The 24,069-nt window shown below is 72.2% G+C and carries 20 protein-coding genes; 9 read left to right on the forward strand and 11 right to left on the reverse strand.

All coding sequences use genetic code 11. The features are described from left to right. The first annotated feature begins 77 nt into the window (after window positions 1-77). Window positions 78-251, forward strand: a complete 174-nt coding sequence (locus ACEXOR_RS12895; RefSeq protein ID WP_194681669.1) for a DUF3117 domain-containing protein — start codon at window positions 78-80, stop codon at window positions 249-251. A gap of 89 nt (window positions 252-340) precedes the next feature. Here the strand turns inward: ACEXOR_RS12895 and ACEXOR_RS12900 are convergent, their stop codons facing one another. After that, window positions 341-970, reverse strand: coding sequence for an O-methyltransferase (locus ACEXOR_RS12900; protein ID WP_374850069.1), 630 nt, complete (start codon window positions 968-970; stop codon window positions 341-343). Between the two features lie 119 nt (window positions 971-1,089). Here ACEXOR_RS12900 and ACEXOR_RS12905 point away from each other — a divergent pair, with 119 nt between their 5' ends. Continuing rightward, window positions 1,090-1,599, forward strand: coding sequence for a twin-arginine translocase TatA/TatE family subunit (locus ACEXOR_RS12905; RefSeq protein ID WP_374850070.1), 510 nt, complete (start codon window positions 1,090-1,092; stop codon window positions 1,597-1,599). A gap of 15 nt (window positions 1,600-1,614) precedes the next feature. Here the strand turns inward: ACEXOR_RS12905 and ACEXOR_RS12910 are convergent, their stop codons facing one another. Genes ACEXOR_RS12910 through ACEXOR_RS12925 form a run of 4 tightly spaced genes read right to left on the reverse strand, consistent with a single transcriptional unit; the run spans window position 1,615 to window position 5,747 of the window. Further along, window positions 1,615-2,580, reverse strand: coding sequence for a hypothetical protein (locus ACEXOR_RS12910; RefSeq protein WP_374850071.1), 966 nt, complete (start codon window positions 2,578-2,580; stop codon window positions 1,615-1,617). Continuing rightward, window positions 2,577-3,812: a P-loop NTPase gene (locus ACEXOR_RS12915; RefSeq protein ID WP_374850072.1), complete on the reverse strand. Its 1,236-nt coding sequence runs from the start codon at window positions 3,810-3,812 to the stop codon at window positions 2,577-2,579. The genes ACEXOR_RS12910 and ACEXOR_RS12915 overlap by 4 nt, the downstream gene beginning before the upstream one ends. Continuing rightward, window positions 3,809-4,423, reverse strand: a complete 615-nt coding sequence (locus ACEXOR_RS12920; RefSeq protein ID WP_374850073.1) for a DUF1003 domain-containing protein — start codon at window positions 4,421-4,423, stop codon at window positions 3,809-3,811. Before ACEXOR_RS12920 ends, ACEXOR_RS12915 begins: the two co-directional genes overlap by 4 nt. Further along, window positions 4,410-5,747: a magnesium transporter MgtE N-terminal domain-containing protein gene (locus ACEXOR_RS12925; RefSeq protein WP_374850075.1), complete on the reverse strand. Its 1,338-nt coding sequence runs from the start codon at window positions 5,745-5,747 to the stop codon at window positions 4,410-4,412. Before ACEXOR_RS12925 ends, ACEXOR_RS12920 begins: the two co-directional genes overlap by 14 nt. Before the next feature lie 81 nt (window positions 5,748-5,828). Here ACEXOR_RS12925 and ACEXOR_RS12930 point away from each other — a divergent pair, with 81 nt between their 5' ends. Continuing rightward, a complete protein-coding gene (locus ACEXOR_RS12930) occupies window positions 5,829-6,371 on the forward strand; it encodes a YflT domain-containing protein (RefSeq protein WP_374850076.1) in 543 nt (180 codons plus the stop codon). Between the two features lie 18 nt (window positions 6,372-6,389). On the opposite strand, the gene ACEXOR_RS12935 is transcribed toward ACEXOR_RS12930, so the two are convergent. Further along, entirely contained in the window at window positions 6,390-7,877 is a 1,488-nt protein-coding gene (locus tag ACEXOR_RS12935) for an aminopeptidase P family protein (protein WP_374850077.1), read from the reverse strand. An 84-nt stretch (window positions 7,878-7,961) separates the two neighbouring features. Here ACEXOR_RS12935 and ACEXOR_RS12940 point away from each other — a divergent pair, with 84 nt between their 5' ends. Beyond that, on the forward strand, window positions 7,962-8,831 hold the full coding sequence (locus ACEXOR_RS12940) for a PHP domain-containing protein (protein WP_374850078.1): 870 nt from the start codon (window positions 7,962-7,964) through the stop codon (window positions 8,829-8,831). Between the two features lie 152 nt (window positions 8,832-8,983). On the opposite strand, the gene ACEXOR_RS12945 is transcribed toward ACEXOR_RS12940, so the two are convergent. After that, window positions 8,984-10,714: a DEAD/DEAH box helicase gene (locus ACEXOR_RS12945; protein ID WP_374850194.1), complete on the reverse strand. Its 1,731-nt coding sequence runs from the start codon at window positions 10,712-10,714 to the stop codon at window positions 8,984-8,986. Between the two features lie 261 nt (window positions 10,715-10,975). Between ACEXOR_RS12945 and ACEXOR_RS12950 the strand changes: the two genes are divergently transcribed. Further along, the gene (locus tag ACEXOR_RS12950) at window positions 10,976-11,692 is read left to right on the forward strand and encodes a ferritin-like fold-containing protein (protein ID WP_374850079.1); all 717 of its coding nucleotides are present in this window, start codon (window positions 10,976-10,978) and stop codon (window positions 11,690-11,692) included. A gap of 61 nt (window positions 11,693-11,753) precedes the next feature. Here ACEXOR_RS12950 and ACEXOR_RS12955 read toward each other — a convergent pair whose 3' ends face one another. Both ACEXOR_RS12955 and ACEXOR_RS12960 read right to left on the reverse strand, forming a co-directional pair. After that, window positions 11,754-12,059: a hypothetical protein gene (locus ACEXOR_RS12955; RefSeq protein WP_374850080.1), complete on the reverse strand. Its 306-nt coding sequence runs from the start codon at window positions 12,057-12,059 to the stop codon at window positions 11,754-11,756. Window positions 12,060-12,081: 22 nt separating this feature from the next. Next, complete coding sequence (locus ACEXOR_RS12960; protein ID WP_374850081.1) at window positions 12,082-12,306, reverse strand: DUF3107 domain-containing protein; 225 nt, start codon at window positions 12,304-12,306, stop codon at window positions 12,082-12,084. Between the two features lie 160 nt (window positions 12,307-12,466). Here ACEXOR_RS12960 and ACEXOR_RS12965 point away from each other — a divergent pair, with 160 nt between their 5' ends. Together ACEXOR_RS12965 and ACEXOR_RS12970 are read left to right on the forward strand one after the other, a co-directional pair. Continuing rightward, a complete protein-coding gene (locus tag ACEXOR_RS12965) occupies window positions 12,467-15,793 on the forward strand; it encodes a PD-(D/E)XK nuclease family protein (RefSeq protein WP_374850082.1) in 3,327 nt (1,108 codons plus the stop codon). Then, window positions 15,790-19,248: an ATP-dependent helicase gene (locus tag ACEXOR_RS12970; RefSeq protein WP_374850084.1), complete on the forward strand. Its 3,459-nt coding sequence runs from the start codon at window positions 15,790-15,792 to the stop codon at window positions 19,246-19,248. The genes ACEXOR_RS12965 and ACEXOR_RS12970 overlap by 4 nt, the downstream gene beginning before the upstream one ends. A 33-nt stretch (window positions 19,249-19,281) precedes the next feature. Here ACEXOR_RS12970 and ACEXOR_RS12975 read toward each other — a convergent pair whose 3' ends face one another. Further along, complete coding sequence (locus tag ACEXOR_RS12975) at window positions 19,282-20,370, reverse strand: phosphotransferase (RefSeq protein ID WP_374850085.1); 1,089 nt, start codon at window positions 20,368-20,370, stop codon at window positions 19,282-19,284. A gap of 62 nt (window positions 20,371-20,432) precedes the next feature. On the opposite strand from ACEXOR_RS12975, the gene nudC reads away from it, so the two are divergent. Together nudC and ACEXOR_RS12985 are read left to right on the forward strand one after the other, a co-directional pair. After that, window positions 20,433-21,485: an NAD(+) diphosphatase gene (nudC, locus tag ACEXOR_RS12980; RefSeq protein WP_374850086.1), complete on the forward strand. Its 1,053-nt coding sequence runs from the start codon at window positions 20,433-20,435 to the stop codon at window positions 21,483-21,485. After that, entirely contained in the window at window positions 21,482-23,236 is a 1,755-nt protein-coding gene (locus ACEXOR_RS12985; RefSeq protein WP_374850087.1) for an ATP-dependent helicase, read from the forward strand. Before nudC ends, ACEXOR_RS12985 begins: the two co-directional genes overlap by 4 nt. Here the strand turns inward: ACEXOR_RS12985 and ACEXOR_RS12990 are convergent. Further along, entirely contained in the window at window positions 23,154-24,050 is an 897-nt protein-coding gene (locus ACEXOR_RS12990) for a TOMM precursor leader peptide-binding protein (protein ID WP_374850088.1), read from the reverse strand. The two genes, ACEXOR_RS12985 and ACEXOR_RS12990, sit on opposite strands and share 83 nt — an antisense overlap. Between the last annotated feature and the right edge of the window lie 19 nt (window positions 24,051-24,069).

The raw sequence follows: 24,069 nt of genomic DNA on the forward strand, positions 1-24,069 counted from the left end.
CTCGATCCGGGGGCACGATTTCGACGCGTGTCCTTCATCGGGGATAATAGGAGCAGACACCACGAAAGGGGAGCCGAATGGCCGCCATGAAACCGAGGACCGGAGACGGGCCTATGGAGGCAGTGAAAGAGGGACGCCTCATCATCGTGCGAGTGCCGCTGGAAGGCGGGGGTCGCCTCGTCGTCTCCGTCAACGACGCGGAGGCGAAGGAGCTGCACGATGCGCTGGCAGGGGTGGTCAAGCCCGCCTAGCCGGCAGGCTCTCGCTTCTGACGACCTCGGCGCACGGCTCTTCGGAGCCGGCGCCGGGGTCGTCTGCTTTTCGCCCGCGGGCGCGTGGGCTACTCGACGATCTTGGTGACCTGCAGCAGCCCGTCGCCGGCGGGCGAGAGTGCCACCAGCACGGCCTCCGAGCCCGACAGCTCGGAGATGAGCGAGCGGAAGTCGCCCACCGTCTCGCCGCGCTGGGCCGGGTCGGCCACCTTGTCCTTCCAGAGGGCGTGGGGCACCAGCACGGTGCCGCCCTGGCGCACGAGGCGCAGTCCGTGTTCGACGTACTCGATCACCGAGGAGGGGTCGGCGTCGACCAGCACGAGGTCGTACGAGCTCTCGTTCAGTCGCGGCAGAACGTCTTTCGCGGTGCCCGTGATCAGGCGGATGCGGTTGGCCGGCACCTTCGCGTCCAGCAGGGCGGCGCGCGCGACCTGCTGATGTTCGAGCTCGGTGTCGATGGAGGTGATGGTGGCCTCGGGGGCGCCCTTCAGCATCCAGAGTGCCGAGACGCCGAGGCCGGTACCGATCTCGACGATCGAGCGCGCCCGGGTCGCCGCGGCGATGACCGCCAGCTGGCTGCCGATCGCGGGGGCGATCGACTCCACGCCCACCTCGGCCGCGTGCGTGCGCGCGGCGACGATCTGCGGGCTCTCCACGACGATGTCGTCGGCGAGCTTCCAACTGGCTTCTTTTGTCACTGATGGCCTCCGCTCACAGCTTAGGCAACGGGCGGGCGCGGGCCGGGGTGCCACGCGGCGACCGGGTGAGGAGGCCGCCGGCACAGCCAACGCGGAACCCGCGGCGGTATGATTCGGGAATGTTCGGGTTGACGTTCGAGAAGCTGCTGCTGATCGGCATCATCGCCGTGTTCCTGCTCGGCCCCGAGCGACTGCCGGGGTACGCGGCCAAGCTCGCCCAGCTCGTGCGCACCGCACGCGACATGGCCAACGGAGCCAAAGACCGCATGCGCGACGAGATGGGCCCCGACTTCGACGACGTCGACTGGAAGAAGCTCGACCCGCGCCAGTACGACCCCCGTCGCATCATCCGCGAGGCCCTGCTCGACGACGGGTCGCCGGATGCCGCCGGCACCGCGGCGGCTGCGGCCACCGTGCGACCTGCGGCCCGCACGCGGCCGGAACCCGCCTACCTGCAGCACAAGGCGAAGTCGGCCGGCGGCCCGGTGGCCGTCACCGAGCCCCTGGCGGACGCCGCCGGCGCAGAACCGGCCGCGCGGGAGGCCGCCGACGCCGGTGGGCCCGGGACCGCGCCGGGCGGCGCATCCGTCATCAGGCCCGCCGCAGCCTTCGACACCGAAGCCACCTGACCTCACCCCGCGTGGCTACGGGAGGGTGAAGCCGCAGGTGGCGGCGAGGTAGGCGTAGAGGGCGCGTTTGAGCGACTCGCTCGAAGGGACGTCGAGGGTGGCCGGTGCGGACTGCGTCGTGGAATCGGGTTCGGCGGGGTCGGAGAGCTCGAGGGTGAGCGGGAAGAACGTACCCCGCTTGTCCTCCGCGACGGCGTGCGGGTCGCAGCGGGCCGGTACCGCGGCGAGGTCGACGGTGAAGGGTTCGTCGCCCGGCTGCACCGTCCTCCCGACGGGCCAGACGTCGCCCTCGGCGGGCTGCAGCAGGATGGTCGAGCGCACCTCGGCGAGGTCGAGCGAGAGGTCGCCGCCGGTCGCTGCCGCGCGGGGTTCGACGACGAGGCTCACGTGGGCCACGGCGTCAGGCCCGGTGCCCGTGACCGAGAGGTCGTCGGCGAGGCGGATGGCGGCCACCGACGCCACCGAGACCTCGAGGCAGTCCTCGAGGGCGATGCGGGGGAGCACGCCGAAGGGGTCGGCCGGCTGCCCGGCGACTTCGCGCTCAGAGCCGTCAGCGGCCGTGAGCGTGACCGAGAGCCGGGGTTCGGCCGACGGAACAGGGCAGACGGCATCGGGCAGGTCGACCGGCAGGAAGCGGGTGAGGCCGGGCGGCACGTCGGTTCCCGTCGACGATCTGGCCTCAGCGGCGAACTGGGCCGACGAGAACACGGCCGACGCGACCGTGATGGTCTCCGTGCCCTCGTTCGTGATCGACAGCTGCAGACGGCGGTCGCCGTAGTCGGGGCGGTTCTGCACGACGGCCAGCCCGAGTCCGTCGACCACTCTGGTGAGCTGGAGGTCGCCGGCGGGGGTGGCGCCGGGCGCCGGGGTGGCCACGGGAGTCGCCGACGGGGCGGCCGTCGGCCGGCCCGTGCATCCGGAGACCACGAGCAGCGCCAACAGGGCCGCCGCCCCGATGCCTGCAGCCCGCCCGAGGTTCATGCCGGTGCGAGCCCGAGCTTGCGGCCGGCCAGCCCGCGGCCCCGCCGGGCGATGCGGTCGGCGACCGCCGCGATGGCGACGGCGGCCGGGTCGTCGGGCTGGGCCAGCACCACCGGTGCACCGGAGTCGCCGCCGGTGCGGAGTGCCACGCTGAGGGGAACCGAGGCCAGCAGGGGAACCTCGCCGGGCGCGGAGTCGCGCTCATCCGGAGCCGACGTGCCGGAGACGGCAGCGCTCTGGCGCGCCGAGAGCCGCCGGGCCACCTCGGCCCCGCCGCCCGAGCCGAAGATGTCGACGAGCGTGCCGTCGGGGGCGACGTAGCCGGCCATGTTCTCGATCACGCCGTAGACGTGCTGGCCGGTCTGCATGGCGACGAGGCCCGAGCGCTCGGCCACGTCGGCGGCCGCCGCCTGCGGGGTGGTGAGCACGATCACCTCGGCGTTGGGCAGCAGCTGGCCGATCGAGATGGCCACGTCGCCGGTGCCGGGCGGGAGGTCGAGCAGCAGCACGTCGAGGTCGCCGAAGTACACGTCGGTGAGGAACTGGGTGATCGTGCGATGCAGCATGGGTCCGCGCCAGGCGACCGCGCCGCCCGTGGCCGAGGCCTGCTCCGGATCGATGAACATGCCGATGGAGATGACCTTCACGCCGTGCGCCACCGGCGGCAGGATCATGTCGTCGACCCGGGTGGGCCGCGCCGCCACGCCGTTCGCATCGACCAGGCCCAGGATGCCGGGGATCGAGAACCCGTACACGTCGGCGTCGACGAGACCCACGGCGAGCCCCCGCGCGGCCAGGGCCACGGCGAGATTGGCGGTGAGCGTCGATTTGCCCACGCCGCCCTTGCCGCTGGTGACGGCGTAGACGCGGGTGAGGGATCCCGGGCCGAAGGGCATTGCGCGGCGGCCCGGGCCCCGCAGGCGTTCGGTGAGCGCGCTCCGCTCGGCGGGGGTCATCACCGACACGGCCACGTCGACGGCGGCGACACCGGGAACATTCGAGGTGGCCTCGCGGACGTCACGCTCGATGGTAGTGGCCGCCGGGCAGCCCACGATGGTGAGCTTGAGCGACACCTCGACGGCGCCGCCCGGCCCGGTGAGGATGTCGCCCACCATGCCCAGCTCGGTGATGGGCTTGCGGATCTCAGGGTCGATCACCCGGTCGAGGGCGCGCCGCACCGAGGTTTCGAGAGCGCCCGTCGCGACGCTCTCGGGCCCGGTATCGACGGTCACGGGCGGATGACCGGGGTGGAGCCGGTCGCGGTCGCCGTGGTCGTGCGGCGGTCGTGCGTCCGGTCGCCGGCACGGTCGCGGCCGCGCTCCCGTTCCCGGTCCCGGTCGTCGCGCTCCGGTTTGTCGAGCTCATCGAGCAACGACCGGAGCTCGGCGCGGATGAACTCCTTGCTCGCCATGTCCTGCATGGCGAGTCGCAGCGCCACCACCTCGCGGGCGAGGTACTCGGTGTCGGCGAGGTTGCGCTCGGAGCGCTGCCGGTCCTGCTCGAACTGCACCCGGTCGCGGTCGTCCTGACGGTTCTGCGCGAGCAGGATGAGCGGGGCCGCGTACGACGCCTGCAGCGACAGGATGAGGGTGAGCGCCGTGAAGCCGATGGCGGCGGAGTCGAAGCGGAGGCTCTCGGGCCCCAGGGTGTTGAAGAGCATCCAGACCACGCAGAACAGGGTCAGCCCGATGAGGAAGAAGGGCGTGCCCATGGCGCGGGCGATGGCCTCGGTGGCCCGCCCGAAGCGGTCGCGGGAGGCCACGGGCCGACGGGGGATCACACTGCTTCGACGGCCCTTGGGCGCGTCGAGGGGGTTCGTGGGCTTGGTGTTACGACCGGCCATGACTGTTCCTCCTTCCGCGGGTGGTCGAGCGCGGCGGTCCGGCCTGCGCTCGCGAGAACGTGCGATCCGTCACCCGAGGGGTGTCGTCATCGCTGTCGTTACTTCGCCAGTCGTCGGGCAAGAGGTAGTCGAGGACATCGTCAATGGTCACCACCCCGACCAGGCGGTGGTTGTCGTCGACGACCGGCACCGAGACCAGGTTGTAGCTGGCCAGGATGCGGGAGACCACGGCGGCGCTCGTGTCGGCCGTGACCGGCTCGAGCCCCTGGTCGAGGATCGTGCCGAGGCGCTCGTGCGGCGGGTAGCGCAGCATGCGCTGGAAGTGCACGACGCCGAGGAATCGCCCGGTGGGAGGCTCGTACGGAGGCAGGGTGACGCAGATGGCCGCGCCGAGTGCCGGCGCGAGCTCGTGCCGGCGGATCAGGGCGAGACCCTCGGCCACCGTGGCGTCGGCGCTCACGATGATGGGCTCGGTGGTCATCAGGCCACCCGCGGTGTCGGGGGCGTACGCGAGGAGCATGCGCACGTCGTCGGCCTCTTCGGGCTGCATGAGCTCGAGGAGGTGCTCGCCGCGCTCCTCGGAGAGCTGCGCGATGAGGTCGGCCGCGTCGTCGGGCTGCATCTGGTCGAGCACGTCGGCGGCCCGGTCGTCGTCGAGCTGGGCGAGGATCTCGACCTGCTCGCTCTCGGGCATCTCCTCGAGCACGTCGGCGAGCCGGTCGTCCGGCAGCTCCTCGGCGACCTCGAGCATGCGCGCCTGCGGCAGGTCGAGCAGGGTGCTCGCGAGGTCGGCGGGCTTGAGCTCGCTGTAGGTGGCGATGAGCTGCTCGGCCGACTGGGCCTGGCCGAGCGCGGTCTTCTCGCGCACGTCTCGCCACGCGGCGAACACCGTGGCGCCCTTGGCGAAGGGGGAGGGGCTCGACTTCGGGCGGCGCACGAACAGCTGCGCGATCGCCCACTCACCCGGCCCGTGCTCCTGGATGGAGACGTCTTCGATGGTGGCCTGACCCGAGCCGTCGGTGAAGACCACGGTGCGGCCGAGCATCTCGGCGATCACGCGCACCTCACCGCCGCGCTGCTCGAACCGGCGTACGTTGATCAGGCCCGTGGTGATGATCTGGCCGCTCGAGATACTCGTGACGCGGCCGATCGACACGAACACGTGGCGACGGCCGGGGATCTCGACGATCAGGCCCACGACGCGGGGCGGGTCGCTCTTGCGGTACACCACGAGGACGTCGCGCACCTTGCCGAGCCGGTCGCCGGCGGGGTCGAAGACGGTGCACCCCGCCAATCGGGCGACGAAGACTCTGGTGGCACTCACGACTACTAACTTAGACCCCTCGGATGCGTGCGCCCCCGGGGCGCACGGCGGGCGCGGAGGAGCGCGTGGGAGAATGGCGGCGTGACCGACCGAACGCCTGTCTCCCGCCGCGGGATGCCCCGCTTCCCCTCGATTCCCCGCGGAGAGACCGTGGCCACCTTCGAGAGCTACGACGACGCTCAGAAGGCCGTCGACCGGCTCGGGCACGCCGAGTTCCCGGTGAAGGAGGTGTCGATCATCGGCAACGACCTCACGAGCGTCGAACGGGTGACGGGAACCCTCAGCTACGGCCGCGCGGCCGGGGCGGGAGCCCTCTCCGGCCTCTGGATCGGACTGTTCTTCGGGCTGCTGCTCACCCTGCTCTCACCCACCGCGTCGACCGTGCTGTTCATCGGCGCCGCCGCGCTGATCGGCGCGGGGTTCGGCATGTTCTTCAACATCGCCGTGTACAGCCTGAACCGCCGCCGCCGGGACTTCACCTCGGTGATGCAGGTGGTGGCGACGTCGTATTCGGTGCTGACCAGTCCTGAGCTCGCGAACCGCGCGCGCAACGTGCTCGAGGGTCGCGACGTTTCGCCGGCCGGTCAGGGCGACGCGCCCACCGGCACGCCGCCCCAGCCCTGAGCACGTGGCCTGGCCCGGCTACTCGGCGACGGGGTTCTGCCGGGCGAACCAGGCCTCGACCTCGTCGGCCGTGCGGGGGATGCCGACGGAGAGGTTCTCGGCGCCGTCGGCCGTGACCAGGATGTCGTCCTCGATGCGCACACCGATGCCGCGGTACTCGGCGGGCACCGACAGGTCGTCGGGCTGGAAGTAGAGCCCCGGCTCGATGGTGAACACCATGCCGGGTTCGAGCACGCCGTCGAGGTACATCTCCCGGCGGGCCTTCGCGCAGTCGTGCACGTCGATGCCGAGATGGTGGCTCGTGCCGTGGACCATGTAGCGGCGGTGGTGCTGGTTGTCGGCCTCGAGGGCCTCTTCGGCCGTCACCGGCAGGAGACCCCATTCCGCGGTGCGCTTCGCGATGACCGCCATCGCCGTCTGGTGGATCTCACGGAACCGGATGCCGGGCCGCACGATGGCGAAGGCCGCATCCGCCGCCTCGCGCACCGCCTCGTAGACCCGCCGCTGCACCTCGGTATAACGCCCGTCGACCGGGATGGTGCGCGTGATGTCGGCCGTGTAGTAGCTGTCGAGCTCGACCCCGGCGTCGAGCAGGATGAGGTCGCCGGGCACCACGGGCCCGTCGTTCCTGGTCCAGTGCAGGATGCAGGCATGCGGACCCGAGGCGGCGATGGTGTCATAGCCCACGGTGTTGCCGTCGAGCCGGGCGCGGGTGTTGAAGACGCCCTCGACCAGTCGCTCGCCGCGTTCGTGCTGTGAGCTGCGCGGGAAATCGGCGATCACGTCGTCGAAGCCGCGCGCGGTGGCGGCCACGGCGAGCCGCATCTGCTCGATCTCGTACTCGTCTTTGACGAGTCGCATCTCGGAGAGGAAGCGCATGAAGTCGGCGTCAGCCTCCTCGCCCGCCCCGGCCGGGAGCTCGGGTGCCGACTCGCGCACCGACAGCGTGTCGCCGTCGAAGACGACCGACTCGAACCCGGCGATGCCCCGGGTGGCCACACCCAGGTCGCTCGCCACCTGGGCGAGCGAGGGGCGCGGACCGATCCAGAACTCGCCGATCTCGGAGTTGGCGTAGAACTCGTCGGAGTCGCGGCCCGCGCGCTCGCGGAAGTAGAGGGTGACCTCGTGCCCGGCGCCGCCGTCGACGGGCTCGAAGACGAGGAAGGACCCCGGCTCGGCGTCGGAGCCCCAGCCGGTGAGGTAGGAGAACGTGGAGTGCGCGCGGTAGGGGTAGTCGGTGTCGTTGGAGCGCTGCTTGGCGGCACCGGACGCGACCACGAGCCGCTTGCCCGGGTAGGCCTCGGAGAGGTGACGGCGGCGCTCGGCCGCGAACGGTGCCTGCTCGCGGGCGGGCGGCAGCACCTCGTCTCGTTCGGCCCAGTTGCTGCCGATGTAGTCGCGGAAGGCGTCGGAGGACGGAGTCGTCGACCGGTTGCTGGTGGCACGCGGCGTGGGGGCCTCGGTGACCGAGGAGTCGGCCGTGGTGGGTGCGGTGGTGTCTGCCATGCCTCCATTCTCCACCCGCGGGGGCGGGCCGTCCCGGTGTCCGGCATGTCTGTGGAGGGATTCACGAGTGGTTAGCATTGTGGGATGTCTTCTGATCGGCTCTTCCGCGCGCCGATCGACCTGCACACCCACAGCCGGGTCTCCGACGGCACGGAGTCGCCCGCCATCCTCGTGCGCGCCGCTGCGGCCGCGGGGCTCGGCACGGTGGCCCTCACCGACCACGACTCCACCGCGGGGTGGGCCGAGGCTTCGGTGGCGGCCGTGGAGAACGGTGTCACCCTCATCCCGGGCATGGAACTGAGCACCAGGGTGGAGTGGTCGAGCGTGCACATGCTCGCCTACCTGTTCGACCCGCTCGATGCGGGCGTCGTGGCGGAGACGGCGCGCATCCGGGAAGCCCGCCTGCACCGGGCCGAGCAGATGGTGGCCCGCATCGGCGAGGACTACGACGTGGGCTGGGACGACGTGCTCGCGCAGACCACGCCGGGCGCCACGGTCGGCCGCCCGCACATCGCCGACGCGCTCGTGGCGCGGGGGCTGGCCGGAACGCGGAGCGAGGCGTTCGCAGGCATCCTGCACTGGCGGGCCGGGTACTACCAGCCGCATTACGCGCCCGATCCCCTGCGTGCGGTGCAGCTCGTGGTGGCGGCCGGGGGAGTGCCGGTGATCGCGCATCCGGCCACGCTCAGCCGAGCCGACGTGGCGTTGGACGACCGGATGGGCGACCTCGTCGACGCCGGTCTCTTCGGCCTCGAGATCGACCACCGCGAGAACACCCCGGAGGGCCGGGAGCGCCTGCTGCGACTCGCGGCGCGCTACGGGCTCGCGCTCACCGGCTCGAGCGACTACCACGGTTCGGGCAAACCGAACCGGCTGGGCGAGAACACCACGGCGCCCGAGGTGCTCGACGCGCTGATCGCGCGGGCCACGGGCACGTCGCCCGTCTACGCGTAGGCCCCCTCACCCGGTCATTGCCCGCCGACCCAGACCACCGGATGCCCGTCGCACCCCCGCGACTCGTCCCGCATCGGGGCGACACGCCGGGTGAGGGGCTGGTTCGGGACGAGTCGCGGGGGTGCCTTGGGGCTGGTGGGCTAGGGCGGCGGTTACTCGCCGGCGGGGCGGGGGCTGCGGCGGCGCGAGCGGCTGCGGCGGCGCGGGGCGCTGTTGCCGTCGTGGTGCTCGCTGCCCGAACCGGCCGAGGTCGACTCGGTGGCCGAGGCGTGCGAGGCGTGCGAGACCTGAGCGGGCTCGGACGAGGCCGCGGCCGCGGGAGCCGAGCCCGCCGGGGCCGATCCGGATGCCGCCGGCGCGAGCGAACCCGGCGCCAGTCGGCGGGAGGTGTCGGTGTCGCGGGCGGGGGAGTCGTAGCCTCCCGAGCGCGAGCGGCCGCGCGAACGCGAGCCCGAGCCGGTGCCCGAGCCGGAGCCCGACCCGGAGCGCGAACCCGAGTCGCCCGCCGGCGCCTCGCTCGAGGCCGACCGACGCGTCGGCGCCTGGCCCGAAGCGCCCTGCTCCGAGCCGCCCTGGCCCGAACCTCCCTGGGCCGAACCTGCCGGGCCCGACGCCGATCGCGCAGGGCCGCGCCCCGAACGCTCGCCGCCACGGCTCTCGCCGCGCCCGCCCGAGCGCGAAGCCCCGCGCTCACCGCTGCGATCCACCCGGGGCGCCTCGATCTTCGGCCCGGCGCTCTTCAGGCGACCTCGGGTGCCCTCGGGGATGTTCAGGTCGCTGAACAGGTGCGGCGACGACGAGTACGTCTCGGTCGGCTCCGGCTGCCCGAACTCCAATGCTCGGTTGATCAGGGCCCACTTGTGCAGGTCGTCCCAGTCCACGAACGTCACGGCGATGCCGGTCTTGCCCGCGCGGCCGGTGCGGCCGGCGCGGTGCAGGTACGTCTTGTCGTCCTCCGGGATGGTGTGGTTGATCACGTGCGTGACGTCGTCGACGTCGATGCCGCGGGCCGCGACATCCGTGGCGATCAGGATGTCTTTCTTGCCGGCCTTGAACGCGGCCATCGCCCGCTCGCGCTGCTCCTGGTTGAGGTCGCCGTGCACGGCGGCGGCGTTGAAACCGCGGTCGTTCAGCTCTTCGACGAGCTTGGCGGCGGCGCGCTTGGTGCGGGTGAACACGACGGTCTTGCCACGGCCCTCGGCCTGCAGGATGCGCGCGATCACCTCGTCCTTGTCCATGTTGTGAGCGCGGTACACGAGGTGCTTGATGTTGGCCTGCGTGAGCCCCTCGTCGGGGTCGGTGGCGCGGATGTGGATGGGCCGGTTCATGAATCGGCGCGCGAGCGCCACGATCGGGCCGGGCATGGTGGCCGAGAACAGCATGGTGTGGCGGTTCGCCGGGGTCTGGGCGAAGAGCTTCTCGATGTCGGCGAGGAAGCCGAGGTCGAGCATCTTGTCGGCCTCGTCGAGCACCATCTCCTGCACGGCGCCGAGGTTCAGCAGGCGCTGCCCGGCGAGGTCGAGCAGGCGCCCCGGGGTGCCCACCACGATCTGCGCGCCGGCCTTGATCTGCTCGATCTGGCCCTCGTAGGCCTTGCCGCCGTAGATCGACACGATCTTGGTGGGGCGGTTGCCCGCGGCGATCTCGAGGTCTTCGGTGACCTGCACGCACAGCTCGCGCGTGGGCACGACCACGAGGGCCTTCACGCCGGGCTCGGGGTCGAGACCGAGACGCTGGATGAGGGGGAGGCCGAAGCCGAAGGTCTTGCCGGTGCCGGTCTTGGCCTGGCCGATGATGTCCTGCCCGTCGAGGGCGAGGGGGATGGTCTGCTCCTGGATGGGGAAGGGGGCGAGGATGCCCTTCGCCGCGAGGGCGTCGACCATGTCCTGGTCGATCTTGAGATCGGAGAACGTTTCGATGTTCGAAGTCACGTGTGGATACCTGTCGTGGAAGCGGTGCCGCCGTAGTGAGGAACGGTGCTCGGCTCGTGCGAGCGATGACCGGCGATGGCGCCGGGCGGCGGCGGATTGCCCCGATTTTCGTCAGGGCCCGGGTCGAGTTTAGTCGACCGGCGTGTCGGCCGGGCGGGAGGCCGGCCGGCGGCGAGTCAGAGGGGGCGCGGCGGCCCCGTTAGGATTGGCGTCGTGTTCGGTTTTCTCCGCCGCCCGAAGGTGCGCATCGACATCCCGCGGCTGAAACCCCGGGACGATCAGGCGAGCTACCCGAAGGTCAATCTCGCCGAGCTCACGCCCGAAGTGCTGCCCTACCTCGGTCAGGCCGCGTACGTGCAGCTGGCGGTGTTCGAAGAGGTGTCGGATGCGATCGCCGCGGCTCCCACGGTCGCAGCCAAGCAGGTGCTGGCCCCGGCCGCGAGCCAGGCGCTCGACAAGCACGAGCGGCTCGTGGCCGAGATCCGGCGCCGGGTGGACGTGCCGTCGGAGGTGATCGAGCCCTTCACCGCGGGCATCGACCGGTACCGCACCCTCGTGCACGGCGGCGACTGGTTCGAGCAGCTGGCGAGCGTGTACCTCACCGCCGGCATCCTGGACGACTTCTTCAGACTGCTGGCCGCGGGCCTGCCGGGCGACATCGCGCCCCGGTGCGTGGCCATCCTCGACGCCGAGACCGGGCGCCGGGCCATCGCCGACCTGCTGGCCGACGCGATCGCCCTCGACCCGGTGCTCGGCCCGAGGCTCGCCATGTGGGGCCGCCGGGTGGTGGGCGACACGCTCCTCGTGGCGCGCTCCGCCATCCATCTCACCGGCAACCCGGAGTCGGACGAGCAGCGCATCGAACCGGTGTTCACCGAGATGATCGCCTCGCACACCCGCCGGATGGACCGGCTCGGCCTCACGGCCTAGGCCCGAGGCCACGCCGGCCGGGCGAGACCCGCTTCCTGGCGGAGACCGGCGCCGGCTCGGCTCAGTTCACCGCGGCGCGCCCCGACAGCAGCGACTTCAGCCGCTCTTCGTCGTGCGTCTTGCGCGAACGGCCGATCAGGATGTCGACGGCCACGACGGTGAGAGTCGTCACGACGAGGCTGATCACCCAGATCCACCCGCCGTCCCATTCCAGGCCCAGCCAGGTGAGGGCCACCCAGACGATGGCTGCGGTGGCGGCGCCGATCGCCGGCACCAGCACAACGCCGTGCCGCTCGCGGTTCGGCAGCGCGTAGTGGGCGATCAGGCCGAGGATGACTCCGCCGACGGTGATGAAGAGAAGTTCCATGAGCGCGGGCCCGGCTTCGGGATCAGGCGACGAAGCCGACGCGGCGCGACTCTTCGCTGCCGATCTCGACGTAGGTGAGCGCGGCGACGGGAACCAGGTACAGCTTGCCCTTGTCGTCCTTCAGCGAGACATGGGTGCCGTTGCCGGAGAGCGCCTCGGAGATGACCGACTCGATCTCGGCGGGAGTCTGGCTCGACTCGAAGTTGAGCTCACGGGGCGAGTTGGCGATGCCGATTCGGATGTCCATCAGGATGTGCCTTTCACGTCACGGGGCCGCTTGACCGGCCACCTGCTCAGGTTACGGCACCACCTGCGCACCACCCGACCCTCAGCCCTCACCCGGCAGCTGCCGAGAGCGAACAACCGGGCGGGGCGGGATGTCGGGCCCGGCCGGTACCGTGGTGGCCGTGACGAACACCCCGCTCCCCACCACCGCCGAACCGCTCGGTCCGGTCGTCGTCGACGACTCCCAGCGCGAGGTGCTCGAGCGCCCGGATGACGCGTCGTTCGCTGTCATCGGCGCTCCGGGCAGCGGCAAGACCACGGCGCTCGTCGAGCTGGTGGCCGATCGGGTGCGGCGGCTCGGCTTCGCGCCCGAGAGCGTGCTCGTGCTCGCCCCTACCCGGCAGAGCGCCACCCGGCTCCGAGACCGGGTGGCCCTGCGACTGGGTGTGCCGAGCAGCGGGCCGCTGGCGCGCACACCGAGCTCGGCCGCCTTCGAACTCGTGCGGTCGGCGGCGTCCGCATCCGGTTCGGCCCCCGCATCCGGTGGCTCTCCCATGGCAGGGCGACCGATGGCGCTGCTCACCGGTGCCGAGCAGGACAGGATCATCGCCGAACTGCTGCAGGGCGGCGTCGACGACGAGCAGGAGGGCCGCGCGGCGTTCTCGTGGCCGGAGACGCTGCCGCCCGAGGTGCGGCGGCTGAAGGAGTTCCGCACCGAGCTCCGCGAACTGATGATGCGGTGCACCGAGAACGGCGTGGCACCCCGGGCGCTCGCCCGACTCGGCACGCGGTACGGGCTGCCCGAATGGGGCGCGGCGGCCTCCTTCATGGCCCAGTACCAGAGCACGCTCGAGGCGTTCGACGTGGCGCACCTCGACTCCGCCGAACTGCTGGCCGAGGCGAGGCGCGTGGTGCGCGACGGCGGGCTGCCGGCGGGGCTCCGGCTGGTGGCGGTCGACGACTTCCACGACCTGCCCATCGGCGCGGTGAACCTCGTGCGGGAGTTCGCGCGGCAAGGGGCCGCCGTGGTCGCGTTCGGCGATCCGGATGCCGCCACCACCGGCTTCCGCGGCTCAGACGTGCGGGCGCTCGGTCAGCTGGGTCGCGCGCTGGGCGTTCCGGTGCTCGAGCCCGTGGTGCTCCGCACGTCGCACCGGCAGGCGGGGGCGCTGCGGGCGCTGACGCGCCGGGTCACGGAGCGCATCGGCACGGCGGCGGCCGGTCGCCAGCGCGCGACGGTCGAGGCGGCTCATCCCGAGGGGGGCCGGCACAGCGGAGCCGGGGGCGAACCGCGGGTGCTGCGTATCGAGGCCGACACCCGCGCGGGGGAGATCTCCACGATCGCCCGCGAGTTGCGGGAGCGCTATCTGCTGCACGGCATCGAGTGGTCGCGCATGGCGGTGATCGTGCGATCCGGATCACTCGTGCCGGCCATGGCCCGCGGTCTCGGCCTCGCCGAGGTGCCCACCCGCACGCTGTCGGCGGTGCAGGCACTCCGCGACGACTATGCCGCGCGGCACCTCGCCGAGGGGGTGGCGCTCGCCATCGGCCGGCTCGAGCTCACGCCGGCCGCCGTGACCTCGGCCATCCTCGGGCCGCTCTGCGGCGTCGACGCGGTGGGGCTGCGCCGGCTGCGGCTGGCCCTCCGCCACGAGGAGCTCGCGGCGGGCGGCACCCGGCACTCCGACGAACTGCTCGAGGAGGCCGTGCGGGTACCGGGCGTGCTGGCCACCATCGACTCCGCACCGGCTCGCCGGGTGGCCGCCCTCGGCACCACCCTCCAGGCCGTTCGCGCGAGCTGGGCGCGCGGCGCCAGCATCGAGGAACTGCTCTGGGAACTCTGGCAGCGCACGGGCCTCGCCAAACGCTGGGGAGACCTGGCCTCGGGCAGCGGCATCGTGGCCGACGAGGCCGATCGCAACCTCGACGGGGCGGTCGCCCTGTTCACCGCCGCCCGGCGTTCGGTGGAGCGTGAGCCCGAGCGGCCGGCCGAGCTCTTCCTCGACGAGTTCCTCACCGCCGAGGTGCCGGAGGACACACTGTCGCCGCGGTCGCGCAGCGACGCGGTGCTCGTCACCACGCCCACGGGCGCGGTGGGTGTGGAGGTCGACGTGGTGGTCGTGGCGGGCCTGCAGGAGTCGGTGTGGCCGAACCTGCGGCTGCGCGGATCGCTCCTGCACGCCCAACGGTTGAGTGCGCTCGCCGAAGCGGGAGAGCTCACCGCGACGCAGGCCGGCCCCGAAGACCGTGCGTCCGTGACTGCCGGCCAGAGCACTGCCGGCCAGAGCACCGCCGACCAGAGCACCGCCGACCAGCTCGGGGCGCAGAGCCGCTCCGACGTGCTCGCCGACGAGCTGCGCATGTTCGCGCTCGCGGTGTCGCGGTCGACCGAGCTCACCGTGCTCAGCTGCGTGGCCAACGACGACGAGCAGCCCTCGGCCTTCTTCGGCTTCGCGCCCGACGCCGAGCCGCTGGCCCAGGCGCGGCATCCGCTCACCCTGCGCGGACTCACGGGCTACCTGCGGCGCCGCGTCGCGGAGGACGGCGACCAGCGCGCGGCGGCAGCACTCGCCCGGCTGGCCCGCGAGGGTGCTGCCGGTGCCCATCCTGCCGACTGGTACGGCCTGCTGCCGCCCTCCACCGACGAGCCGGTCGTCGATCCGGCCGACCCCGAGGCCGTGGTGCGGGTGTCGCCCTCCCGCATCGAGGCCTTCGAGGCGTCGCCGCTGGTCTGGTACGTCGATCAGGTGGCCGGCGGCTCGAAGAGCCTGGCCGCCGGCATCGGCACCATCGTGCACGCGGCGATGGAAGCGGTGTCGACCGATCCCGACGCCGAACCCACCATCGAGGCGCTCCAGCACGTGTCGGAGGAGCGCTGGAAGGAGCTCCGCTTCGAGGCGCCCTGGATCGAGGAGCGGGAGAAGCGCGCGCTGCACACCAAGCTCGACGGCCTCGCGGCCTACCTGCAGCACTTCGACCGGCTCGACGGCCACGAGCTGGTCGGCGCCGAGGCCGCGTTCTCGTTCCGGGAGGGGCGGGCGCAGGTGAACGGCTCGATCGACCGGGTCGAACGGGATGCCGACGGCGCGCTGCGGGTGATCGATCTCAAGACGGGCAAGTACCCGGTGAGCGCCGGCGAGATGCCGACGCACGCGCAGATGGCCGCCTACCAGTTGGCGCTCTTGCGGCAGTCGGTCGACGGTCTGGCTGCACCGGCTCCGGATGCCGCCGCGCAGGTCGGTGACACCGCCGGCGCCGGGAGCACGCCGCCGGTGCACCGCGGTGCCGCTCTGCTCTACGTCGCCAAGGGCGACCGTGCGCTGCGGTTCACCCTGCGCGTGCAGGACCCGCTCGACGACGAGGGCCTCAGAGAGATCGCCCGCCGCATCGAGAGCGTGGCCGAGGGCATGTCGGCCTCCGTCTTCCCCGGGGTCGCCGCACCCGAGGAGCGCGACACCCAGAACCGGTACGAGTACCGCATCCAGCTCATCAAGGCGGTGAGCGAATGAGCGACGCCCTGTTCGAGCTGGCCGATCTCGAGCGCCCCGAGTCGTTCGTCGCGCCCACCCCCACCTCGGCTCCGGATGTCCGTGTCGAGCCGGTGCGCGGCCGCGACGGTCTCATCCCGGCCGTCGAGATCGCCGACCGCCTGGGCCTGCCGCGCCCCACCGAGCAGCAGCGCGCCGTGATCGAGGCGCCGCTGGACCCGCGGATCGTGGTGGCCGGCGCCGGCAGCGGCAAGACCGAGACCATGGCGAACCGGGTGGTCTGGCTCGTCGCCAACGACCTGGTGCGGGTGCCGGAGGTGCTCGGCCTCACCTTCACGCGCAAGGCGGCGGGTGAACTGGCGGAGCGCATCCGGAGCCGGCTTGCGCAGCTGGTGGCCGCGCGGGTGACGGAACTGGAGTTCGACCCGTTCGACTCGCCCGAGATCGCCACCTACAACGCCTTCGCGAACAGCATCTTCCGCGAGAACGCCGTCGTGATCGGCCGAGAGGGCGAGGCGGCGGTGCTGAGCGAGGCCTCCTCGTGGCAGCTCGCGCGCTCAGTGGTGGTGGGGTCCGACGACGAGCGCCTGCGCGAGGTCGACCGCTCGGTCGACGTGGTGACCTCGGCGGTGCTGGGCCTCAGCCGCGCACTCTCCGAGAACGTGACCGACTCGGGGCCGGTGGCGCGCTACGCCGAACGGTTCCAGGCGCTGGCGTCGCTGCCCAAGGGCACCTCGTCGGGTGCGGGCGCGGTGCTCGGCTACCTGCAGAACGCCATCACGCCGGTGTCGGCGCTGCCGCTGCTGCTCGATCTGGCCGACGAGTACTCCGCCGAGAAGGTGCGCCGCGGGTACGTGGAGTTCTCCGACCAGATCGCCCTCGCCCTCGCCATCGTCGAGAGCACCCCTCGGGTGGTGGCCGAGTACCGCGACCGCTTCCGGGTGGTTCTGCTGGACGAGTATCAAGACACGAGTGTTGTGCAGACGCGACTGCTCTCGCGGCTGTTCCGGGAGCACGCGGTGATGGCGGTGGGCGATCCGCATCAGTCGATCTACGGCTGGCGGGGCGCCAGCGCGGCGAACCTGGCGCGGTTCCGGGCCGACTTCGGCGACTCCCGGAAGGCCGGCGGCACCCGGAACGCCGGCGGCACGGCGGAGGCCGACGGGGTGGATACGGCGGTCCCTTCGTCCGCGACCCCGTTCGCCCTCTCGACCAGCTGGCGCAACCCCCGTCTCGTGCTCGACGCGGCGAACACCCTGGTGCAGCCGCTCTCAGCCACCTCGGGCATCCCGGTGGAGCAGTTGGGGCCGCGGCCCGGCGTCACCACGGGCGTGCTCGACGTGTCGTTCGCCGAGACCGTGCACGAGGAGGCCGCTCAGGTGGCGGCGTGGCTCGGCCGCCGGCTCGAGGCGCGCGCCGACGGGTCCCGGCCCTCGGCGGCGCTGCTGTGCCGCTCGGTGAAGAAGATCGAGCCGTTCACGGCCGCTCTCGAGGCCCGCGGCATCCGGTATCACGTGCTCGGCATCGGCGGGCTGCTCGGTCAGCCCGCGGTGGCCGATCTGGTGTCGACCCTGCGGGTGCTCTATTACCCCACGGCCGGCTCCGACCTGCTGCGCGTGCTGGCCGGTGCGCGCTGGCGCATCGGCACCAAAGACCTCTCGGCGCTGCGCGCCCTGGCGTCGTGGATCGCCGAACGCGACCACCGGTTCCAGAAGCTCGAGTCTGAGGTCTCGGGGCGCCTGCGCGGCTCGGTGGTCGACGACGAGGATAGGTCGATCGTCGACGCCCTCGACTTCATCGCGACGGCCGCTCCCGAGCACCGCGCCCTGGAGGCGTTCAGCCCGGTGGGCCTCGAACGGCTGCGCCAGGTCGCGGTGCAGCTCGCGCACCTGCGCACGCGGGCCGGGCTCGGTCTCGTCGACTTCGTCGATCTCGTGCAGCAGGAACTGCTGCTGGACATCGAGGTGCTCGCCAGCCCCCATGCCGCCGCCGGGCGAGCGAGCCTGGACGCGTTCTCGGAGCAGCTCACGTCGTTCCTCACGCTCGACCCCACGGCGGGGCTCGGCGATTTCCTCTCCTGGCTCGAGGAGGCCGAGAAGCGCGACCGGCTCGAGCCGCGCACCGAGGAGCCCGAACCGGGCACGGTGCAGATCCTCACCATCCACGGCGCCAAGGGCCTCGAGTGGGACGTGGTGGCCATTCCGCGCATGGTCGAGGGCGAGCTGCCGGGCGATCCCCGGTCGAATCGGGGCTGGCTGAGTTTCGGCGAGCTGCCCTTCGACTTCCGGGGAGACAGCGCCGAGCTGCCTCGACTGGCGTGGCAGGGCATCGACGTGCAGAAGGAGTTCAAGCCCGCGCTCGACGCCTTCCTCGGGGCGAACGCGGATCAGTACGCGGCCGAACAGCGCCGCTTGATCTACGTGGCCGTCACCCGGGCACGGGAGATGCTGCTGCTCACCGGGTCGTTCTGGACCACCGGGGTCAAGCGCCCGCGCGGGCCCGGCCGGTACCTGCGCGAGCTCGAGGCCGCCGGGCTGATCGAACCCGGGGTGCTGCCCGAGGCGCCGGAGCACGACGAGAACCCGCTCGGTGAATCGGAGAACTGGGTGGTCTGGCCGCGCGATCCGCTGGGCGGCCGGCGCAGTCGCGTCGAGCAGGCGGCTGCCGCGGTGCTCGCCGCCGACCCGGGGCAGAGCACCCCCTGGGATCACGACATCGAGCTGCTGATGGCCGAGCGCGACCGGTTGCGCGGGGAACGGATGCTCGACGTGCCCGTGCGCATCCCGGCCTCGCGCTTCAAGGACTACGTCTCAGACCCGCAGGCGGTGGTTCGGGCGTTGCAGCGGCCGATGCCCGAGCGGCCCTACCGGCAGACCAGGCTGGGCACCCGGTTCCACAGCTGGGTGGAGGAGATGTTCCGGCGCGACGGAGCCGAGGCGCTGGTGGATGCGCCGGCCCTCGCGCTGGGCGAGGGCGACATCGACCTGTACCTCGACGACGAGATCGACGGTGACGGGATGGCAGGCTTCGAGACGTGGCCGTCCGGAGCGCCGGGCGAGCTGTCCGTCGACGCCGAAGCGACGCCGTCGACCGAGGACGAGCGCTTCGAGCAGCTGATCGAGACCTTCCAGCGATCCCCGTTCGCGGCGCGACGGCCGGAGGAGGTGGAGGTCGAGATCCATCTGGTGCTCGACGGCCGCATCATCGTGTGCAAGATCGACGCGATCTTCGCCGAGGGCGGGCGTTTCGAGGTGGTGGACTGGAAGACCGGTCGCGCACCGGTGGACGCCGCCGACCTGCAGCTGAAGCAGCTGCAGCTGGCGCTGTACCGGCTCGCGTATGCCCGCTGGAAGGGCATCGACGTCGATCTGGTCGACGCGTCGTTCTACTTCGTGGCCGACGACGAGGTCATCCGGCCCGAACGCCTCTACTCCGAGCGGGAGCTCGAGGAGCTGCTGCGCGACGCGGCGCTGTGAGCGACGGCACCGCGACCGGCCCGGTGCAGCGGGTCAGTCCTCCGCGATGCGGTTGGCGTGATCGGTGCTGATCGGCCCGAGGCCCGACCCCGGACGCGGGCGCGCGGCGGCGCCGGCCGCGGCACCTGAGACCGGGGTGCGGTCCAGCAGCGCCTCGACGTCTTCGAGCCCCATGATCTGACCGGTGTCGGTCGAGAGCGGGTTGAGCAGGTCGTTCTGCACCGTGGCGCGCAGCCCGCCGAGCATCGACTCCGCGTCGGCGATGATGGCCTCGTCGCGGCTGTCGACCCCGTGCAGCAGCCAGCGGGCGATCTCGAGCTCGGCATAGAGCCGGGCGCGCTTGCGCAGCTGGTGGTCGGCCGGCTTCGTGACGGCCTTGAGGTAGGCGGCGTAGACCCGGTCGGCACTCTCGGCGTGGGCGGCCGAGTTGAGCCAGAACAGGTCGAGCGCCGGGTCGCCGACCCGCAGGTTGTGCCAGCCCAGGATGCCGGTGACCTGGTCGGCCGCGATCAGGAACGACTCGGGCGCCAGGGCACCGTTCACCACCCTGGGCTGGAACTGCCAGAGTGCGCTGTCCTCCAGCGCCAGCGACCAGCGGGTCAGCAGCTCCTTCGGCACCCGGCCGGAGGCGGCGGCGCGGTCGGTGAGCTTGCGGGAGGTGGCGGCGATCTGCCCGGCCGAGTTCGACGGCAGGCCCGCATCCGACACCACCGATGTGGGCAGCGAATGGATGCCCGCGATGGCGCGCCCGATCGAGTCGGAGGCGCTCTCCTCGCCGCCGACATCGGCGAGCGAGCCCGGACGGCCGGGGATGTAGTCGTAGACCACGGCCCGGGTGTCGTCGACGGGCGTCTGGCCGAGGAAGGCGGGAACGTGGAAGAGCAGTCGCGAGCGCACACCTGGGGTGAGGGCGTTCAGCGCCACGAGGTCGCGCGACTGCTCGGAGCCGGCGTCGTCATCTCGCGGGACCCGCACCACGTACTCGTCTCCCGAGCGCAGCGTGACGATCGCGGAGTCGAACCGGCCGGCGCCACCGGTGCTGAGCGGACGGGCGGCGACGACGTCGGCTCCGGCGACGGCCGAGGTCGCGAGCGCGGCTAAAGTGAAGTGGGATCTCGCCATGCCCTCCAGGGTAGGACGGGCAGCCTCCCGCACCGGCTTTCGCCACGCACGATTGGTCAACCATGTCTCGCGCTTTCCCGTCTTCGCTGCCCCTCTCGCGGCACCGCATCGACCGGGACCACGACACCCGGCGTAGCCCAGACCTGCTCCGGCAGCGGTGGGAGTCGACGGATGCGCGGGTTCTCGTGCTGCACCGCGGCCTCGCGCTCGCGTCGACCGCCTCCGACACCCGGCGCTGGGACGGCTTCGGCGAGAAGCCGGCCGGGGAGCGCACCGAGCTGGCCCTGCTGAGCCCGGCCGAGCTGCCGGGCGCCGAGACCGTTGAGCTGCCCGTTCGTGCGGGGGCCGGCACCGCGGAGCCCACCCCGGTGCGCCTGTACCTCGGGGTGCTGCTCGACGCCGACGACCAGCCGAACGGCCCCGCCGTCTTCGCCCAGACGGTGACGGATGCCGAGGCCGACGCCCTCCTGACCCGGCATCCGGGCGCGGCCTGGGTGAACCTGCGGCTGGTCGCCACCGAGCTCGACGACGCCGCGGCCGGAGTCTTCACCGAGGCGCTGGCCATGGCGAACTGGCATGCCGTGAACAGCCACTGCCCGCGCTGCGGCGCCGCCACCGCGGTCGAGAGCGCCGGATGGGTGCGGCGGTGCACGGTGGAGGGCGTCGAGCTCTTCCCGCGCACCGACGCGGCCGTGATCGTGGGAATCGTCGACGCCGACGACCGCCTGCTGCTCGGTTCCAACGCGCTCTGGGAGAACAACCGCTACTCGCTGCTCGCGGGCTTCGTGGAACCGGGTGAGTCGCTCGAGGCGGCCGCCATCCGCGAGGTGGGTGAGGAGTCGGGCGTCACCATCGCCGACCCGGAATACGTGGGCTCCCAGCCGTGGCCCTTTCCCGCCTCGTTGATGGTGGGGTTCATGGCGCGGGTGGCCGAGGGGCATGAGGGGGAGTTCCGGCCCGACGGCGACGAGATCCTCGACCTGCGCTGGTTCACCCGTGAGCAGATCGTCGATCCGGCCAGCGGCATCCTGCTGCCCGGTGCGTCGTCGATCGCGCGCGCCATCATCGAGCGCTGGTACGGCGGGCCTCTCGAGCCGCTCGCGGCGAACGGATGACGGGCACCTCCGCCGACGAGCTGCTCGAGGCCCTCGATCCGCAGCAGCGGGTGGCGGCGCGGTCGCTGCTCGGTCCGGTCTGCATCCTCGCGGGTGCCGGGACGGGCAAGACCCGCGCCATCACCCACCGCATCGCATACGGCGTGGCCACCGGCGTCTACTCGCCCAACCGGGTGATGGCGCTCACGTTCACGTCGAGGGCGGCGGCCGAACTGCGCTCGCGGCTGCGGCCGCTGGGCGCCGGCGGGGTCTCGGCCCGCACCTTCCACTCCGCGGCGCTGGCGCAGTTGAACTACTTCTGGCCGCAGGTGATCGGCGGCGAAGCGCCGCGCATCATCGAGAACAAGGCCCGCGCCATCGCCCAGGCCGCCGAACTGCTGCGCCTGCGCGTCGACACCGCCACCCTGCGCGACGTGGCCGCCGAGATCGAGTGGCGCAAGGTGGCGAACCTCGGGCTCGCCGAGTACGAGCTCAAGGCCCGCACCGTGCGCACGATGCCCTCGACCATCTCGGTGGAGCAGATGCTCGAGCTGCACGACCGCTACGAGCAGCTGAAGGATGAGCGTCGCCAGCTCGACTTCGAGGACGTTCTGCTGGTGACGGCCGGCATGATCGAGACCGAGCCCTCGGTGGCCATCCAGGTGCGCGAGCAGTACCGGTTCTTCGTGGTCGACGAATACCAGGACGTCTCGCCGTTGCAGCAGCACCTGCTGCAACTGTGGCTCGGCGATCGCCGTGACCTGTGCGTGGTGGGCGACGCGAGCCAGACCATCTACTCCTTCGCCGGGGCGAGTGCCGAGTTCCTGCTCGGCTTCCCCCGCCGGCACGTGAACGGAACCGTGGTGACGCTCGAGCAGAACTACCGCTCGACCCCGCCGATCGTCGCCGCGGCGAACCGGCTGATGCGCGGCCGTCCTGGTGCGCTCACCCTGCACGCCGCCGTCGCCGACGAGAGCGCCGAGCCCGCCCCCCAGCCCACGCCCGCTTCCCAGCCCACCCCGGCCGTCGAGCCCACCGTCACCGCCTACCGGCACGATCTCGACGAGGCCGCCGGCGTGGCCGGCCGCATCGCCGCCCTGATCGACGCCGGTACCCCTCCGCAGGACATCGCGGTGCTCTACCGCCTCAACGCGCAGTCGGCGGCCCTCGAACAGGCCCTCGCCGTCGCCGGGGTCGCCTACCAGCTGCGCGGGGCCGCCCGGTTCTTCGACCAGCCCGATGTCAAGCGGGCCGTGATGGAGCTGCGCGCCGCATCGGTGTCGATCGTCGACGAGCCGCTGTTCAAGTCGGTGAGCGACGTGCTGCGCACCCGGGGTTGGAGCCAGGACGCGCCCGAGGGCGTCGGCGCCGTGCGCGATCGCTGGGAGGCGCTGAACGCCCTGATGGGGCTGGCGGAGAGCATGCCCCCCGGCACCACCTTCCGGCAGTTCACCGACGAGCTGATGGAGCGCCAGGCCTCGCAGCACGAACCCACCGTGCGCGCCGTCACCCTCGCCACCCTGCACTCCGCCAAGGGCTTGGAGTGGCCGGCCGTGTTCATCGTCGGGGTGTCGGAGGGTCTCCTGCCGATCAGCTACGCCACCGGCCTCGACGGCATCGACGAGGAGCGCCGCCTGCTCTACGTGGGCATCACCCGCGCCCGGGAGCGGCTCGCGCTGTCGTGGGCGGTCACGGGCATCCGTCGTGGGGCGGATCGCGCTCCGTCTCGTTTTCTGGCAGAGAGCGGCATCCGCACCGAGGATGCGGACTGACCGGTTCGATCGCGAAGGCGGCCGGTGCCGCGAGGCCGCCCGGCCGCACCCGGAGCGCCGCCGACTGCCAACGGCTCGGCTCACCCCTGGCCTTCGCCGCGAGGTGCTCGCCGAGTGCCCCGGCTGCCAACGCCGCTGCCAGCGGAACGCCGAGCGCGTCGGCCGTGGGCGCGATGCGAACGGCGAGCTGCGAGGCCAGTGCCGGCCAGCAGGCGTCTTCGTCTTTGCGCCGGAGTTCGAGGCACTCGGCGCACGCCGTCTCGCCCGGAACCACCACCGGACCGATGCGGATCGACCGGTCGCCGAACTCCACGAGCAGGTGCGGGATGTCGGCACGGAGCCACGGGGCCGCCCGCCGCGGCGCGGTGGCGAAGTGCGACACGAGCACTCCGACGTCGCAGCGCTCGAGACGCTGCTGCACGCGGGCTCCGGCCCGCTGCACCACCTGCAGCAGCTGCGGAACGGCAGCTCCCCGCCCCTCGACGCCGACGACGGCACCGACCAGCCCGGACGGCCCACTCGACCCACCCACACAGCCGGCACCACCCGCACCGCCGGCGCCACCCGCCGAGCCCGGGCCGAGCGCCGGCTGAACCTCGTGCACCAGGCGCTCCACGTCGACCGCGCTGATGCCGCGGCCGGCCGCGAGCGTGACCAGTACCGGCAGGGAGACACCCTTGCGGAGCACCTGGAGCAGGAACTCCCGGTCGGCGTCGACCGCCCCGAGTCTCAGGACGGGCTGCTCGACGCCGAGTTGCACCTCATGGGGTGTGCGCCAGACGAGGGGATGACCGGGGGAGAGCTGGAGTGCCATGCCGACATCCTGGTGCGTC

The sequence above is a fragment of the Herbiconiux liangxiaofengii genome (assembly GCF_041927335.1).
GTDB classification, from domain to species: domain Bacteria; phylum Actinomycetota; class Actinomycetes; order Actinomycetales; family Microbacteriaceae; genus Herbiconiux; species Herbiconiux liangxiaofengii.